Source organism: Aureitalea sp. L0-47, assembly GCF_026126405.1.
In the GTDB taxonomy this organism is placed as follows: Bacteria; Bacteroidota; Bacteroidia; order Flavobacteriales; family Flavobacteriaceae; genus Pukyongia.
Map to the genome: position 1 here is coordinate 190035 of NZ_JAFMTQ010000003.1, position 12856 is coordinate 202890.

A 12856-nucleotide genomic window follows, 5' to 3' on the forward strand; every position below is an offset into this window, starting at 1 on the left:
GTTTTTTTTATGTTCTGATTTTAGGATCCAGCCATCCGTAGATGATGTCCACAAATATATTGATCAATATGAATAAGGTCGCGATAATGAGTACCGCTCCCATTATGATAGGGAGGTCCAGTGTGTTCAAGGCGTCTACGATCTCCTTCCCTAGTCCGTTCCAGCCAAAGATGAATTCCACGAATACAGCTCCGGCCAGCATGGAAGCGAACCATCCGGAAACAGCCGTGACTACTGGATTAAGTGCGTTTTTCAGTGCATGGCGCCAGATAATCGTAATAAAGGCCAGCCCTTTCGCCCTGGCTGTCCGGATGTAATCCTGACTCAGCACTTCCAGCAACGAATTCCGCATAAGCTGTGTAACCACAGCAAGAGGGCGAATTCCCAGAACGACGGCAGGCAGGATCAAGTTCTTCCACTGAATATACTTGCCTTCTCCAAAATCATCCACCTCATACAAACTTCCGGTCATATTCAAGCCTGTGTATTCATGCAGCAGGTATCCGAAGATCCATGCAAAAATGATCGCACTAAAAAAAGAAGGCACACTCATTCCAAATGTACTCACGAGCTGAATGGTTTTATCTATCCATCCATCCTTAAAGATCACCGAAAGTATTCCAAGCCCTATTCCCAGCAGCATAGCTATAATGATGGCAGAAACCGCCAGTATAGCCGTATTCGGGAGTGTTTCTGCGATTACGGCGCTTACTTTCTTTCCATTCTTCTGAAAGGATTCACGCATATAGGGAAGTTTAACAACCACCTCGGTATTTCCTACTGTAAACAGTTTCGTCGCGCTGTATTTATTTTCTGAAAGATAGGTGTAGTCATCCTCGTCATTGCTGTGAAAAGAGAGCGGTGAAAGATCGTTTATGTAGTAAAGGTATTGCTGCCCTATGGGTTTGTCGAAACCGTACTTCTTTTTCACGATAGCCACCTGTTCTGCGGTTTCGTTCTGACCAAGCATCATACGGGCAGGGTCGCCGGGAAGTATAGTGAATAAAAGAAAAATCACGGTGACCACCCCCAGCAATGTGAGCAATGCGTACCCTAATTTCCGAAGTATATATCCACCCACTTATTCAGTTTTCACATCGTCCAGTGTAAGTACTTTGTATTCAAAGTCTTCACCAAAGAGTTGCTTTGCATATTCTTCTATTGTAGATTCAAAACCAGCTTCTTTCCGACGTTCGTTCACATTCTCAGGATCCTCAATGGGCCAGATCAAACTGCCGCGTTCGTCGTCGTAACTCATCCCCTGGGTTCCGTAGATCTGCATCTTCCCTTGTCCCATCAGGAAACGGTCCTCCATCATGGCTACGAGTCGGAAAGGCAATTCTCCATCCTCTCCGGCTTTTTTGATCATAGGTAAGTACTTTTCAATATCGTCCGGGTTATGCTGAAGCACATACCAGGCAGCTTTATTAGCCTCACCAACCATGGATTTACCGGGATAACCTTTGGTGTCGAAAATCTTCGCCACGAATTCCATATTGGTACTATCGATTTTACTTTGCTGGTACCACAAGCCATTAATCGAATAATCCTCCAACTTAAATCCGCCTTCTTCAGCTGCGGTTGCACGTTCTTCCTCTGTCTGAAGATACATAAGCTTTCGGTATCGCTGATCCAGTTCTCCAATGCTGTCCAGCTTCATTTTCAGGGCTTCGTCGAATTTCGGTTTGGCCGGACCTACTTCTTTTACCACGAAATCTTCTGCATCGTTCCAATGCAACTTTTGTTTGATGGTTCCTTTTTCAAGTTCTAGTATCCCTGGGTTACTACGAACGATGGTCTTCAGGGTAGTCATATCGCAGAAATAGAACTTGAAATTCAAGTCGTAATCGTCAACAAGGGCATCTGTCACCTCCTCCGAAGAAGCTGAAAGCCCGATCACATCATAGCCGTTTTCAAGGGCCTTATCGGTAGCTTCTTTTATCGGAAAAAAACCTTCCTTTTCAGAATTGCTAAGGCTGTACGCGATCACAACAACAAGATGTTCGGTATTCAGGAATTTCTCGGTATGATCTTCTCCCCCTCTTTCCATGCTGAAGTCGTGAATAGGTGGCTCGTAACCTGCCTGTATCTCTTCGGTTTTTACATCTATGAATTCTCCTTCCTGATCCGGGTAATCGCCATTGGTGGTAATGATCTTTTCTTCCCCGTTCACATTGAACTTCCAGTTGTATTCGAAGATAGGTTCGGGAGCGCCTTCGGGTATGGTCATGCCTTCGGTAATGTTAGCACCAATTTTATACGGTCGGAAATCGATAATAGGCAGGTGCATCAGCACCTGGTAGGTGATCCCAAGGCACACCACCAGTGAAGCAAAAACAGCGAGACTCCTTATATTTCTGCTAAAGAAAGGCTGGATGTATTTCTTTCCGAAGAATAAAATAAGAATTAGCACCAACAGCACTACGTCCTTGTAGAACGACTGCCAGGGCGTTAATTTCAGCGCGTCGCCAAAGCAGCCACAATCCGTTACTTTACCGGTCACCGCCGAGTAGAACGTAAGGAAGGTAAAGAACACGATCATGAGCAGTAAACTCCAAAGGGTAAACTTCTTCGCATAGCCCAGGATGATCATCACCCCCAGTAGGACCTCGTAGATCACAACGAAGATCGCAATCACCAGGGCAAAAGGCGTTAAGAATTCCAGGTTGAGAACTTCCGGTGCGAAGTAGTCCTGGAGTTTGAATGAGAATCCAACGGGATCATTCAGCTTAATGAGTCCACTGATGATAAAAAGTACACCAACGAATATGCGTGTTATTCCTACTAATGTCTTCATGCCGGTTCGTTTATGTGAATGAGAGCAAAGACCGCGTAATTGATCATATCCTGGTAATTGGCATCAATTCCTTCGGAAACAATGGTTTTGCCCATATTGTCTTCAATTTGTTTTACCCTGAGTAATTTCTGAAGGATAAGATCGGTTAGTGAACTCACCCGCATATCCCGCCAGGCTTCACCGTAATCGTGGTTCTTATCCATCATGAGTTGCTTGGTTAGCGCGATTTTTTCGTCGTAAAGATCAAGCGCCTCAGCCACATCGATATCGGGCTGCTCCACTACTCCTTTGTCTAACTGGATGAGCGCCATAATACAGTAGTTGATTATACCGATAAACTCACTTACTTCGCCCTCGTCCACTTTTCTCACATCATTTTGCTGAAGACTCCTGATGCGTTGTGCTTTGATAAAGATCTGATCGGTAAGGGAAGGCAGCCTGAGTATGCGCCAGGCGCTTCCGTAGTCTTTCATCTTGTTTTCAAAAAGGGCTCTGCAGTTCGAAATTACCGTATCGTATTGTTTGGAAGTATCGGGCATCAGGTCTCTCAGATTTTGCGTAAATTTCGCTTAAATAAATCAATTTAAAAAATTGTACACACTCAATTGTAAGGGCACGCTCATCGACCTCTCCACACCTAAGGTAATGGGGATCATAAACGTTACTCCCGACTCGTTTTACGACGGTGGAAAAACCACTCAAACCGACGAAGTTTTGAGACAGGCAGAAACTATGCTGAAGGAAGGAGCCGCCTTTCTCGACCTTGGAGGTTACAGCTCTCGACCGGGTGCAGACGATGTTCCTGAAAGTGAAGAGCTTCATCGTGTAATTCCGGCCATTGAAGCATTGATCAAGGCCTATCCCGATGCCTTGATCTCTGTGGATACTTTCCGAAGTACTGTCGCTAAATCGGCTATTGAGGCTGGTGCATGCATGGTGAATGATATTTCCGGGGGACAATTGGACCCTGAAATGATGCAGACTGTTGCTCAGTTGCAAGTGCCTTACATCGCCATGCACATGAGGGGGACCCCACAGACAATGACTCAATTCACCCAATACGAGCAGGTGACCCGTGACGTAATTCATTATTTTTCTGAGAAGATAGCGGAGGCGAATTCTCATGGAATCAATGATGTGATAGCGGATCCGGGATTTGGTTTTTCCAAAACAGCTGTACATAATTTCACCATGCTGAATGAACTGGAACTATTCAAAAAGCTGGATGTTCCATTCCTGGTTGGGATATCCCGAAAGTCCTTTATCTACAAGACCCTGGGAGTTTCGGCCCAAGAGGCATTGAATGGAACCACTGCCCTTCACAGTATCTCCTTACTGAAAGGAGCTTCTATTTTACGGGTACATGATGTGAAGGAAGCCGTGGAATGTGTTAGTCTTATTTCCGAGCTAGGACAGGCTCAGTAACTTTAAATTTTTAACTACTTTTACAGAAAGCCTGTGCCCATTGGAGATTTTTGATTGGACCAACATTCGGATCATTGATATTGTAGACATCGTCCTTGTGGCCTTTCTGCTCTATTATCTCTACAAGCTGGTAAAAGGTACTGTCGCTATCAATATTTTCTTCGGAATTGTGATACTGTTGGCCATCTGGCAGGTAACAGAGCTGTTGAAGATGGAAATGGTGCGCTACGTACTAAGAGCCTTCCTGGGGGTAGGTATGATCGTACTGGTTGTTGTATTCCAACCCGAAATACGAAAGTTCCTGCTCGTTCTGGGTTCTGCTAATTTTCGAGCCAGGAAACGACTTTTTAAAAGTTTGAAGTTCTTTTCCGAAGAAACCACATCCTATACCGATATTGACGCCATTGTTAACGCCTGCGCCAAAATGGCCACTTCGCGTACAGGGGCACTGATCGTAATCCAGCGAAACAACAGCCTCGATTTTGTAAAGAACACGGGAGATGCCATGAACGTTGCGGTGAATCAACCCATCATTGAAAGTATCTTCTTCAAGAACAGTCCGCTGCACGACGGTGCCATGATTATCGAAGACAATACCATCACAGCTACAAGAACTATTTTACCGGTTTCCAACGACAGGAATATTCCGCAGCGTTTCGGACTCCGACACAGGGCAGCTATAGGGATCACTGAGAAGAGTGATGCAGTGAGCCTGGTCGTTTCCGAAGAGAACGGACAGCTGTCTTATATCAAGGAAGGGGATTTTGTGCTGTTCGAAGACATTGAAGAATTGAAGAACATACTCGAAAAGGACCTCAGCTAGGATGAACTGCAAGAATTGTAACCATCAGCTTTCCGAAACGGATAACTATTGCCTGGATTGTGGGGCTAAGGTCATTAGGAATCGTCTTACCATGCGCAGCCTTATTGCGCATTTTAGTGAACAGTTCTTAAGTTACGACAACAAGTTCCTCACCACCTTCATTGCGATGTTCACCAAGCCTCAGGATGTGATAGGATCCTATATAGGAGGCACACGTAAGAAATATGTGAACGTAATTAGCTACTTCGCAATCGCGGTGACCATATCCGGAGCTTTTTTCTTTTTCGTGTTCAAGTTCTTTCCGGATGCCATGGATACAAGTCAGACCTTCGCAGTTGTTGAACAAACTCCCGAGGCCATCGAAAAAGCCCGGGAGATGAATAGGAATATTTTCGAATATCAAGCTTTGATTTTCTTTCTCTCAATACCTATACTTGCGTTTATGTCGAGATTGGTATTTCTCCGAAATAAAAAATACAATTACGTAGAGCATGTGGTTTTGAACCTATATGCTTATGCTCACCTATCAATTTCCGTGGTAATACTTTATATGCTCACCATATGGTTTCAATCTGTGTTTCAGGCATTGTTGTTGATTGTTATTCCGTTGCAGATAATATACTATGCGTATGTATTAAAACGGTTGTACAGCCTGAGTCTGGTCCAAATAATTCTTAAGACCTTGCTTTTCTTCGCAATTCTGATCCCTATGATGATCATAGTGCTCGTTGTCCTGGTGGCGTTTTTATTCGCTATAGGATTCTATGACGACTTAATTGAAGCACAAAAAGCACAAAAGGCAGTGTCCTACATCATCTCCTCGGCCATGAACTGGACTTCGTAGAGGTTTCGGTAGTGACCGTCCTCCTTTTTGAGAAGTTCTTTGTGGGTTCCCATTTCAACGATCTTACCCGCTTCCATCACGATGATCTTATCGGCTTTCTTAACCGTTGCGAGTCGGTGAGCAATTACGATTGAAGTTCGGCCCTGCGTCACCTTTTCGGTAGCTCGTTGAATCATTTCTTCGGAATAGGAATCCACGGAAGAAGTGGCTTCATCCAGGACAAGGATCTCCGGGTTGGTGACATAGGCACGAAGGAAGGCTATAAGCTGTCGTTGTCCTGAAGACAACATGCTTCCTCGTTCTTTCACGTTGTAATGATAACCATCGGGAAGTGATTCGATAAACTTGTCCACCCCTATCTCCTTGGCAGCTGCAATTACTTGCTCTTCTGAAATATCAGGATCGTTCAGGGTAATGTTATTCAGGATAGAATCGGCAAAAAGGAATACATCCTGAAGCACCACAGCTATTTGCCTGCGAAGCGAGGCCAGTGAATATTCTTTTGAAGATACCCGGTCGATAAGGATCTCACCCCCGTTGATCTCATAAAATCTACTTAAGAGGTTGATAATGGTAGATTTCCCTGCTCCCGTTGCACCTACAATAGCAACGGTTTCTCCGGGTTGTACTGTGAAACTTATGCCTTTGATAACCTCTTCGTCTTCCTTATAACCGAAATGCACGTCCTTGAATTCGATGAGCCCTTCACTCCTGCACATCTCAATGGTTCCTTTATCTTCAATATGAGATTCGGTGTCGAGGATACCAAAAACACGATTGGCAGCCACCATTCCCATCTGTAGCGTATTGAATTTATCGGCGATCTGTCGCAACGGGCGGAACAGCATCTGGGAGAGCTGGATGAACATGGCGATCATACCAACGGTTATCGCACCGCCGGCTGCAGCGTCGAAACCGCCATACCAAGCAATAAGACCGATGGCTACACTAGAGGCCATTTCAGCAATAGGAAAGAAAATTGAGTTATACCAAACTGTTTTGATCCAGGCTTTTTTGTGCTTTTCGTTTATCTTCTGAAATTCCTGGTACTCGGTTTCTTCCCGTGTGAAGATCTGAACGATCTTCATACCTGAGATACGTTCCTGAACAAAGGAATTAAGATTGGCCACCTGGCTCCTTACCTCCTCAAAGGCAGTTTTCATGGCCCTTTGAAATACGCGGGTTGCGTAAACCAGTATTGGAAGTATGGCGAAGACTATAAGCGATAGGCGCCAGCTTTGATAGAGCATAAAACCCATGATCACAAGCATCTTTAACAAATCGCTTATGATCATGAACAGCCCCTGGCTGAAAATACTCGAAATGGTCTCTATATCATTTACCGCCCGTGTAGTTAGCCTTCCTACAGCACTTTTATCATAATACTTCATCTTAAAACTCAGCATGAGTTTGAACATCCTTGTACGGATATCCTTGATCACACTTTGTCCGAGCCAATTGGCGAAATAGATAAAGGCATACTGAAAGACTACTTCAAAACAGAGGACCACGATCATCAAAATGATGTAGAACATCAGTTTTCCGCCATCCTGTGGGATTATGGATTTATCTATGGCTTGTCTGAGAAGGTGTGGATGAATAATGGACAAAGCCGACATGGCAATAGCTGCAAAGGCTACGAAATAGAATGTTCTACGGTACTTGTTAGTATATGCCAACAGCCGCCTGAAAAGTCTGAAATCGAATGCCTTACCTGAAGTCGCCATATTAAATGAATATAGTTTTTGGGTATTCCACTTTTGTTAAGAACAATCCATGAGCAGGAGCCGATGCACCAGCTTTTGAACGGTCTTTGCTTCTAAGGATTTCTTCTAGATGCTCGAGATTGGTCTTTCCCCAACCTATATCGAGCAGGGTTCCAACGACCGCTCGTACCATATTCCGAAGAAATCGATCTGCTTCGATAGTAAAAATAAGCCGATCCCCTTTCTTTTCCCAAGTCGCTGTTCTCACATCACAATAATACGTCTTTACGTCGGTATTTGAACGCGAAAAACATTGAAAATCCTGATGGCCCAATAGCAGGGCCGAGGCTTTATTCATCAGCTCCATATCCGGTGGTGTATGAAGGAGATAGGATAATTCCTGAAGGAAGGGATCTTTTTTCAAAAGCACGTAATACTGATATTCTCTGGATACGGCATCAAAGCGGGCATGCGCATCGTCCTTCACAAGGAGGACCTGGTTTACCGCAATATCTTTTGGGAGAAAGGAATTTATTCTGAATTTGAACTCGTTCTTATCAAACTCCTTTCCACAATCGAAATGCGCCATCAGTTGACGAGCATGGACACCAGTGTCGGTTCGACCCGCCCCGGTTATCTTGATCTCATCTCTTAACAAAGTAGATATTGTACGTTCCAGAACTTCCTGAACGGATATAGCCTCCGGTTGAATCTGCCATCCGTGGTAGTTTTTACCGTGATAAGATATGTCGATAAAATATCGCAAGAATGATGTATTTTTAGTCCTTTACTTTAAAAACCGGGATTCCGAGGAAACAAAGATAAACAATCGGATTCTCGGATTGGCTCCGGCTTACAAATTCAAATGAAAAAAATATTACTTCTTAGTGATACTCATAGTTTTATAGATAATGCAATTTTAAAGCATGTGAAAGAAGCCGATGAAGTCTGGCATGCTGGGGATATAGGTTCCATTTCCGTATCGGATGCGCTGAAAGAGCTCAAACCACTTAGAGCAGTTTATGGCAATATCGATAATGCCGAAATCCGAGGTGAATTCCCTTTGCACAATCGGTTCATGTGTGAAGGCGTGGATGTTTGGATCACCCATATTGGCGGTTATCCGGGGCGATACAGTCCTGCTATTCGGGGAGACATAAAGAAAGATCCCCCCCGACTTTTCATCACCGGACATTCGCATATTCTAAAGGTAATGAACGATAAGAAGCTAGGGTTGTTGCACATGAATCCGGGGGCGATTGGTAAACACGGTTTCCACAAGGTACGTACTATGCTAAGGTTTACCCTCACGGGAGCTAATATTGGCAATCTTGAGGTCATAGAATTTCCACGATAATATTAAAAACAAAACCCCTGAAGTTGGCATACTTCAGGGGTTGCACTAATATACTAAGATGTAAAGGTTTAGCGTAAACGGTCCACAGATTTTACGAGATCCTCGTCCCTTTTGATGGCCTTATTGGCCAACACTAGAAAAACGATAGAAATGATGGGAAAAAGCACCCCAATACCCTTCTCTGAGATTAAAGTCTCTCCGGATAAAGTTAGCGACCTGTAAACGAAAACTCCCAGTAATACAAAGTTTGATATTATATTAAGGCGATTCAGTACAAACTGTAACTTACGCTTCTTAAAGTTAAAGATCGATATAACGGCCAGTAGGACCGAAACACCCAAAAGGCTTAACACTAACGGCTCATCTCTACTTATTATTGTAGTTCCTGCATCATCCTGAACCAATGGAAACCAAAGGTATAGTGCAGCGATAATTAGAGCTGAAACTACAAGATAAACTGTTTGAATGCGTTGTATCATAGCAGCCTTTCGAATGGAAAGCAAAAATAAGCTTTCTTTTTAAAAGATTTCAATGCAAAATTTAATTTATTGTTGTATAATTGCAGTATCGACAAGTAACTACTTCAATTTCGGTTACTTATTCTTCAATTTTTTTTCAACACACCATCCCGGCCATCAACGGCCATATTACTCAGATTATAACTTAGAAAATTTAAATGTTTGAAATTTCAGAATTAAAAGCAAAGAAGATGCCTGAACTTCAGGAACTTGCTAAAACTTTGGGAGTACCTAAATTCCGAAGCTTAAAAAAATTAGACCTGGTTTATAAAATCCTGGATTACCAGGCAGCAAACCCGGCAGCAGTAAAGGCAGCTACAACGGAAACTACTACCGAATCCAAAGAACAAGAAAAGCCAAAACAACCTCAGCAAAAGGACAACCGTGGAGGTCGTCCGCAGCAGAGGAAAGAAGGCCAACGTTCAGAAGGCCTACGTTCAGACGGACAACGCAGTCAACCACAGAAGCAACAAAGCCAGAGCCAACCCAAAGGCCAGAGCCAACCTAAAAGCCAGAGCCAATCCAAAAGCCAGCAGGGTCAGAAACAGAGACAAGACAATCGCCAGCAATCGGATAACCGCCAAGGAGGTGATAGAAAGAAAGACCAGCAACGCAGAGATTCGCAAAAACGAGGCGGTCAGGATCAGGATTCTTCAGGAAAGAATGGTAATAAAGACAACAGGAATCGATATAAGCAACCTGATTTTGAATTCGACAGTATCATAGAAAGTGAAGGTGTTCTGGACATTATGCAGGACGGATATGGTTTCCTGCGTTCTAGTGACTACAATTACCTATCATCCCCCGATGATATTTACGTTTCACAATCTCAGATACGTTTGTTCGGACTAAAGACCGGTGATACAGTTTTAGGTGAAGTACGCCCTCCGAAAGAAGGGGAAAAATACTTCCCGCTTATCAAGGTGAGTAAGATCAATGGGCTTAACCCGAATGTCGTTAGAGACAGGGTAGCTTTTGAACACCTTACACCTTTGTTCCCGGAAGAAAAATACAATATAGCAGAACGACAAAGCACTGTTTCCACTCGTATAATAGATTTATTTGCTCCCATCGGTAAAGGACAGCGTGGAATGATCGTTGCCCAACCAAAAACGGGTAAAACCATGCTGTTGAAGGATATCGCAAATGGTATTGCGGCGAATCACCCGGAAGTATACCAGATCATTCTTCTGATTGACGAACGTCCGGAGGAAGTTACAGATATGCAGCGAAATGTTAGCGGTGAAGTTGTAGCCTCAACCTTTGATAAGGAAGCAGTAGAGCACGTTCGAATCGCAAACCTTGTGATTGAAAAGGCCAAGCGCCTTGTGGAATGCGGGCACGACGTTGTTATCCTTCTCGACTCTATCACAAGATTAGCCAGGGCATACAACACTGTACAGCCTGCTAGTGGAAAGATATTGAGTGGTGGTGTAGATGCAAACGCACTTCACAAACCGAAGCGTTTCTTTGGAGCGGCCAGAAACATCGAAAATGGTGGTTCCCTGAGTATCATTGCCACGGCTCTAACGGAAACCGGTTCTAAGATGGATGAAGTAATCTTCGAGGAATTCAAGGGAACAGGGAATATGGAATTGCAGCTGGACAGAAAGATCTCGAACAGAAGGATCTTCCCGGCTATCGATCTTACATCTTCGAGTACGCGTCGTGACGACTTGTTACTGGACGAAAAGGTTATTCAAAGAATGTGGGTGATGCGTAAGTATTTAGCGGATATGAATCCTGTGGAAGCGATGGAATTTATCAACGATCGAATTAGATCGACTCGTAATAATGAGGAATTCCTGATCTCCATGAATGCTTAGTTATCATTCCTGATTTAAAAATACTAAACCCCGCGATTGCGGGGTTTTTTTATGGTTTGTCGTTTGGCTTTCTACCTAATTCTCAATCTCATGATCCGGGTAAATGAAAGCTAAGCTTCCTATTAGCTGGTTTTATAAGTTGGAGATAACTTCAACCATCATTCTATCTCCTGAAAATTTTCGTTAGCTGTAATTTTCGGCCTCCACCTGGTAAAGCTTTACATGGAATTTTATGTGATTCTGCATTTTTAAGTGTAAACAAATAAAGGTTTGCTCAAGTAGGAATACATCTCCCCTTTTTAAATCATGAAGCCTTCTCCTAAGATGCTTTTGATACGGTATGTGAAATGATTTGGCAGAAAGAATCAGAGGTATTTATGATCACATCTATCACTTCAATGAAATCGCCAATAAATAAACGGATGATGTTCCTTGCAGCTCTGAAGAGTATAAAGCAAAAAAAAGCCTCGCTGAGCGAGGCTTTATAAATTTATTCAGTAGTTCTATAATTACTGCTTAACGATCTTCTGAGTTAATGTACCACGAGAAGTGTTAACGTTTAGGATGTAAACACCTCTTGCAAGGCTAGACGTATTCATTTGTCCGTTTACAAGCTGAACACCTGTGTTTTTTCCAAGTACATCATAAAGGCTCGCGTTGATCACCTCGATGTTAGAAGGAACACTTACGTTCAATACGTTAGAAGCAGGGTTTGGATATACCGTTACTAGATCTGCGATGTTGTCATCAACAGCAAGAGCCTCGTCACCAACAAGGTTAAGAACGATACGCTCATCAGGGAAACCGATACTTGCAGTAGTAACAGGATCGTTAATTCCACAGTCTACAGAAGCCAGGTAACTAGGTGCAGTTTCTGGATCGGCTGTGTTATAGATACGTACATCCTTTCCAATTGCAACACCATCAGATACGAAAAACTCAACGATTACTTCAGTAGAAGCATCAACAACCGCTGGCGCATCAAAGCTAAGATCAAGAACAGCATCAGCTGAAGAAGCATCTCCTTGAAGTGCAGCAGACGTTAGCAAGGTGAAACTTCCCATAGGGAATACCATGTCACTTGTCCATGCATTGATATTTACGTTAATAGGTGCTCCATCACCAGTTACATCAGTATAGGTGTGAGCTAACTGAAGTCCTTGAACTTCAAAGTCTCCTGAGAAACCGAAATCTGCAGGAACGTAAGATCTGAACCAAGAGTTAGTTGTAGTTCCAGCACCTCCTGTATCGGCACATGCTACAGCTCCGTTTTGAAGCGTAGCACCTGGAGTGTGAGAAAGAACTTGCATTTCGCTATATCCCTGTGTAGGATTAGACTCGTAAGGAGATGGTCCAACGTTAGATTGTGCGTTAACACCAACTGCACTAAGAACGATAGCGCTTAGAATCAAAGTAATTTTTTTCATAATTAACAGTTTAAAGTTTAATATTGTTCGAGCAAATATATAAAAGCATAGTTTAACCTAATTGCTTTTTTTTGATTTTTTTTCGCGAATAACCCTCGTAAACAGGCATTTTTATTAAATTTTTGTTAACAAA

Annotated in this window: 12 protein-coding genes; 5 read left to right on the forward strand and 7 right to left on the reverse strand. The window is 43.2% G+C overall.

Annotated elements, in window-relative coordinates:
- Positions 1-7: 7 nt before the first annotated feature.
- From J1N09_RS05515 to J1N09_RS05525, 3 genes are read right to left on the reverse strand one after another with little or no spacing between them, the layout of a single operon-like run.
- Positions 8-1081: an ABC transporter permease gene (locus J1N09_RS05515; RefSeq protein ID WP_265198758.1), complete on the reverse strand. Its 1074-nt coding sequence runs from the start codon at positions 1079-1081 to the stop codon at positions 8-10.
- A complete protein-coding gene (locus J1N09_RS05520; RefSeq protein ID WP_265198759.1) occupies positions 1082-2797 on the reverse strand; it encodes a BT_3928 family protein in 1716 nt (571 codons plus the stop codon).
- A complete protein-coding gene (locus J1N09_RS05525) occupies positions 2794-3336 on the reverse strand; it encodes a DUF1599 domain-containing protein (protein ID WP_265198760.1) in 543 nt (180 codons plus the stop codon). Before J1N09_RS05525 ends, J1N09_RS05520 begins: the two co-directional genes overlap by 4 nt.
- Positions 3337-3388: 52 nt before the next feature.
- Between J1N09_RS05525 and folP the strand changes: the two genes are divergently transcribed.
- The 3 genes from folP to J1N09_RS05540 are packed head-to-tail and all read left to right on the forward strand — an operon-like array spanning position 3389 to position 5889.
- Positions 3389-4222 (forward strand): dihydropteroate synthase, encoded by an 834-nt coding sequence (folP, locus tag J1N09_RS05530; RefSeq protein ID WP_265198762.1) that lies wholly within the window; start codon positions 3389-3391, stop codon positions 4220-4222.
- Between the two features lie 40 nt (positions 4223-4262).
- Entirely contained in the window at positions 4263-5045 is a 783-nt protein-coding gene (gene cdaA / locus J1N09_RS05535; RefSeq protein ID WP_265198763.1) for a diadenylate cyclase CdaA, read from the forward strand.
- A 1-nt stretch (position 5046) separates the two neighbouring features.
- The gene (locus J1N09_RS05540) at positions 5047-5889 is read left to right on the forward strand and encodes a DUF3667 domain-containing protein (protein ID WP_265198764.1); all 843 of its coding nucleotides are present in this window, start codon (positions 5047-5049) and stop codon (positions 5887-5889) included.
- Here J1N09_RS05540 and J1N09_RS05545 read toward each other — a convergent pair.
- Positions 5853-7616, reverse strand: a complete 1764-nt coding sequence (locus tag J1N09_RS05545; protein ID WP_265198765.1) for an ABC transporter ATP-binding protein — start codon at positions 7614-7616, stop codon at positions 5853-5855. The genes J1N09_RS05540 and J1N09_RS05545 overlap by 37 nt on opposite strands.
- Before the next feature lies 1 nt (position 7617).
- Entirely contained in the window at positions 7618-8361 is a 744-nt protein-coding gene (truA, locus tag J1N09_RS05550; protein ID WP_265198766.1) for a tRNA pseudouridine(38-40) synthase TruA, read from the reverse strand.
- Between the two features lie 99 nt (positions 8362-8460).
- On the opposite strand from truA, the gene J1N09_RS05555 reads away from it, so the two are divergent.
- Positions 8461-8952 (forward strand): metallophosphoesterase family protein, encoded by a 492-nt coding sequence (locus tag J1N09_RS05555; protein WP_265198768.1) that lies wholly within the window; start codon positions 8461-8463, stop codon positions 8950-8952.
- Between the two features lie 68 nt (positions 8953-9020).
- Here J1N09_RS05555 and J1N09_RS05560 read toward each other — a convergent pair whose 3' ends face one another.
- On the reverse strand, positions 9021-9431 hold the full coding sequence (locus J1N09_RS05560; protein WP_265198771.1) for a DUF4293 domain-containing protein: 411 nt from the start codon (positions 9429-9431) through the stop codon (positions 9021-9023).
- A 197-nt stretch (positions 9432-9628) separates the two neighbouring features.
- On the opposite strand from J1N09_RS05560, the gene rho reads away from it, so the two are divergent.
- The gene (gene rho / locus J1N09_RS05565; protein ID WP_265198773.1) at positions 9629-11296 is read left to right on the forward strand and encodes a transcription termination factor Rho; all 1668 of its coding nucleotides are present in this window, start codon (positions 9629-9631) and stop codon (positions 11294-11296) included.
- A gap of 509 nt (positions 11297-11805) precedes the next feature.
- Here the strand turns inward: rho and J1N09_RS05570 are convergent.
- Positions 11806-12723, reverse strand: coding sequence for a T9SS type A sorting domain-containing protein (locus J1N09_RS05570; protein WP_265198774.1), 918 nt, complete (start codon positions 12721-12723; stop codon positions 11806-11808).
- Positions 12724-12856: the final 133 nt, after the last annotated feature.

What these genes read in the sequence shown, in the direction of transcription:
- J1N09_RS05520 (WP_265198759.1), bottom strand. Translation starts at nt 2,797, where the DNA reads ATGAAGACATTAGTAGGAATAACACGCATATTCGTTGGTGTACTTTTT.
- J1N09_RS05545 (WP_265198765.1), bottom strand. Translation starts at nt 7,616, where the DNA reads ATGGCGACTTCAGGTAAGGCATTCGATTTCAGACTTTTCAGGCGGCTG.
- J1N09_RS05560 (WP_265198771.1), bottom strand. Translation starts at nt 9,431, where the DNA reads ATGATACAACGCATTCAAACAGTTTATCTTGTAGTTTCAGCTCTAATT.
- J1N09_RS05570 (WP_265198774.1), bottom strand. Translation starts at nt 12,723, where the DNA reads ATGAAAAAAATTACTTTGATTCTAAGCGCTATCGTTCTTAGTGCAGTT.
- J1N09_RS05525 (WP_265198760.1), bottom strand. Translation starts at nt 3,336, where the DNA reads ATGCCCGATACTTCCAAACAATACGATACGGTAATTTCGAACTGCAGA.
- J1N09_RS05555 (WP_265198768.1), top strand. Translation starts at nt 8,461, where the DNA reads ATGAAAAAAATATTACTTCTTAGTGATACTCATAGTTTTATAGATAAT.
- rho (WP_265198773.1), top strand. Translation starts at nt 9,629, where the DNA reads ATGTTTGAAATTTCAGAATTAAAAGCAAAGAAGATGCCTGAACTTCAG.
- J1N09_RS05540 (WP_265198764.1), top strand. Translation starts at nt 5,047, where the DNA reads ATGAACTGCAAGAATTGTAACCATCAGCTTTCCGAAACGGATAACTAT.